Source organism: Curvivirga aplysinae (assembly GCF_009711445.1).
Lineage (GTDB): Bacteria > Pseudomonadota > Alphaproteobacteria > UBA8366 > Aestuariispiraceae > Curvivirga > Curvivirga aplysinae.
Genome location: NZ_SMMC01000042.1, coordinates 1 through 3,617, shown reverse-complemented (window position 1 = coordinate 3,617; position 3,617 = coordinate 1). Strand labels below are relative to the sequence as shown.

Annotated in this window: 3 protein-coding genes; all 3 read right to left on the bottom strand. The window is 42.5% G+C overall.

Annotated elements, in window-relative coordinates:
* Positions 1–774: pentapeptide repeat-containing protein (locus tag E1160_RS00425; protein ID WP_155153021.1), on the bottom strand; the 774-nt coding region annotated here is incomplete at its 3' end.
* 142 nt (positions 775–916) lie between these two features.
* Positions 917–2,314 carry a hypothetical protein gene (locus E1160_RS00420; protein WP_155153020.1) on the bottom strand — a complete coding sequence of 466 codons (1,398 nt, stop codon included), beginning with the start codon at positions 2,312–2,314 and terminating at the stop codon, positions 917–919.
* Positions 2,314–3,480: a hypothetical protein gene (locus E1160_RS00415; RefSeq protein WP_155153019.1), complete on the bottom strand. Its 1,167-nt coding sequence runs from the start codon at positions 3,478–3,480 to the stop codon at positions 2,314–2,316. Before E1160_RS00415 ends, E1160_RS00420 begins: the two co-directional genes overlap by 1 nt.
* Positions 3,481–3,617: the final 137 nt, after the last annotated feature.

Below are 3,617 nucleotides of genomic sequence, written 5' to 3'. Positions count from 1 at the left end.
GTCTGTGTAATCAAGGTTAGTATAGTTTAAGATACTATTATTTGCGTAGAAATACGAAATTTCTGCATTATTAAAACTAATAGTATTTAAACTGCTATCATCTGCAATGAAGTAGCCTATGTCGGTATTAGAAAATTCAACGTCCTGTATATTTGCGCCATTTGCGTAGAAATACCCAATCTCTGCATTCTTAAAATTATTATTGTCAATCTGGCCGTTATCAGCTTTGACGTGAACGATACGTGAGTCAGAAAAATCATTATCTCGGATTTTTGAACCAACTGCATCAAAGTAGCCAATGTCGGCACCAGAAAAATCTACGTTTTGTATATTTGTTCCATGCGTATTAAAATGGCCTATTTTTGCACTAGAAAAATCAGCCCCGGCAATATTTGCATTTTTTAAATGCATAAAAGATATATCAACGCCAGAAAAATTCGCGCCGGATAAATCAAGGCCACTTAAATCTAAAATGGCGAAGGATGTGCCACGAAAATCGGCATTCCTAAGATCTAATTCAGCCCAGTTTACGGAATCTAAGTCTAAATCCCGAATAACCAATCCTTGTTCAGGTGGATCATTCTGTTTGCTCGCGTCAATGATATTGCTAGCTTCATTAGACAAATCAACAATGACGCTGACAGCAGGATGTCCTAATTTAGCAGTTGTTTGCTTATTATTGCTGAGTGTTGTGGCTGTATCTCCGGTAGCCCTCGACTTCGGAGTGATTACGTGATTATCATAAGATATATTGGCTGTAGATTGCAGTTCCATAACTTCCCCTTTATGCAACTAATAAACGAAATCTCCTAATCTTTACTCATATAAAGAATTTAATCAATGAGATTCTATTATTGAGTGTGTTAACGGGAAGGAGAACAGGCATATCATACAAATAGCAAAGAGTTTAACGTATTTAATCAACCATTGTGTTTTTAAGGGCCGCATTTCCTCTGCGCCGTAGCAGGTCAGCTTCGTCTGGACCTATGATTAATTCCATCAGTCGAGAGGCAATGTGGACATATGCATAAGCGGTTGGAATAAGGTCTTCTGGTGCTTTCGGCAGAGCTTTTAAAAGGCCGGTTGTGTAATTCTCAAAATGTTTTTCCAGCTTGGAGATTATGGCGAGGCAATTGGATTGGTTGCCGAGTTGCTTGGAAATTGCATTGATATCATGGATGGCTTGTGCACGACGTTCAGCGACTTCAAAATCGTGATCATTTGGCATGTCCGCAAGTTTGGGTATAAGACCGCCGGATTTTGTTGGTAAAGCACGCATGACACGTTGTTCAGCATCACGTAAGAATTTTACATCAATTGCTTCACTTACCTGTGCGCGGGCCTTAAACATCCGCTGACCCCATTCACCGTCACGGGTTATGCCCATATTATCTGTCACTTCCTTGAAGCCTTGGGCAAAGAAATAAATATCTTCCACAACGGCAGCTTCGTTAAACTCACCTTTGGCAGAGCTTCGTTTTACTTTTCCAGCAGTTTGCTCCAACTCATCAATTGCGATTTTTCCGACAATGCCAATATCGGTTTTTTGTAACATCGCATCGTCCCCTTTACGGGATAATGTGCGTAAGATTTGGAAAATAGAGGAAGGGCGTAGCAAGCGCGCTGTGATGGCTAGTAGGAAATAAACCTCATCACCTGGGACTTCGTCGGCAATTTCAGTATAACCGCGTTTAGCCGCTAAAATTTCGGGCTCTGTCAGTTCGTGGATTGGCTTCGCACGCATTTCAGATTTTGCATGTTCAAGGAACGCAGCAATACGTAAGCAACCTGCCATTTCAATGACATCGTTCAAGCGGTTCTCACCCCCGAATTTCTTTGCCATTTCTCGCATGGCTTTATCATTCACATTTACAGATTTTAACGCGTCACTCATCAGGGAGGCACCATGGGCCCATAATGCCTTGGCGGCTTCAAAAGTTGCTTCATCATCCCCTTCACGTTGCGCATCTGTATATGCTTTGGCAAGCGCGGGATATGTATCTTTTGCAAGCTCTTTGGTAAACCACACCCACATTGGTTGAATTGTCGAACGATCAATATATCCGGTTGGTTTTGGGTCCGGTTTGCCATTTACAAGCATATCTTCAAAGGGCAAGCAAAAGATACGCTGTGGTGTATGGACACGCTCTGCACGGATTAAAGCAAGTGAGGGTCTCAATAGCTGCATAATGGCGTTATGTGGCAGGCCAAGTTGGTTGGCTCCGCGATCCAATTCAACCTTCGCAGCAAGTTTTTTTAATTCCTTCTCACTTAATGAGGTGATCAGCATTTGAAGTTGTTGACCGGCGTCCATCACAAAATCTCCATCTTGGTATTGCGAAGTGCGGTTTCTGCGCCATCTTTCATGTCTTTTAGATATTTGACGCGACCCAACCAGCGAAGTTGGGCAGTGCGCAGTTTAAGCCAGTTTTCTTTTTCCTTATCATCTGGAATAACTGGCTTGGGTAGGATTGGTACAAAAGGCGCAAGTGCAGCAAGGCATTCTCTTTGACGAAAACGTTGCGCATTTATATGGGATTCACGTGAATCAAGAATGCGTTCCCAACCATCAATCATCAAATCTAATGCATCACGAATTTTAATGATATTTTCACGTAATTTGTCCCAATTCAGGACGGATTGATCAAGGTTTTTGTATACGAGATCTAAATCTTCGACATATTTATCGGTAGCCTTGATTGTGGCAAGCGCAGCAATAGAAGTAAGCTGGGCCATTTCGGATTCTTCAACAGGTTCGGGTATTAACCATTGACGTAAATCGTCGCTAAAGGATTGCATGCGGCTGAGGATATCGCGAATAGGGCCATTCATACCAGTATGAGGTCCGCCGAAATCGCGCATTACATGACTAATATCAACCAGACGATCTATAATGATCTCCTTTTTTAAGCCATGTGTTTCTGCAAAACGTTCCAATTCAAGGGCGGCAGTATTACGTCCTTCATCTGTCGCCATATTTATATGTTCAGGCGCATTATTGCCGCCATGTTTTTGAACTAAGTCATCCGCTAGCGCATTTAAAATGGCAGGTTCCATATTTGCGAAAATTACCCGCTTCGAACGGGCGATACGCATGGTGTCGATACCGCCTAACCCTGTTTCACCAATTTCCATTCGTAGGCGACGAATGACAGAAGAATTAATATACGTGCCACCTGAATCGTTCGAAGAGGCTTCGTCTTCAGTTAAATTGCTAATGGCTTCATGCAAGGCACGATCAAAAACAGTTAAACTGACAAGCTCGGGAAGTTTGTCAAAAGGCAGAACATTTGCCACCAGTTTATCTGAAAACCCAGGCAAGATGACTTCTAGCCCTTTTTCACCTTGACGCAAACGTGCATAGGCAACAGGACGTGTAGTAAAGGGAAGCGCCAATCCGCGATCCTCAAGAGAGGTAGGCAGAAATTTTTCTGTAACTTCTTCGACGGGGGCAGTATTTTGCGATGACCATCCGCTCATGGATAAACAACTCTATTCACCGATTAAACAAACCAAGATCGGTAGCTTCCCCCCAAAAGATAACCGACACGAAATAGATAGAAATCTAGCATATATGATGCCCCTATTCGTCTGAAAAGCCAATATAAATTTCTGAA

Bases quoted from the DNA above. Each gene is read 5' to 3' on its own strand.
- E1160_RS00420 (WP_155153020.1), bottom strand. From the start codon at position 2,314: ATGGACGCCGGTCAACAACTTCAAATGCTGATCACCTCATTAAGTGAG.
- E1160_RS00415 (WP_155153019.1), bottom strand. From the start codon at position 3,480: ATGAGCGGATGGTCATCGCAAAATACTGCCCCCGTCGAAGAAGTTACA.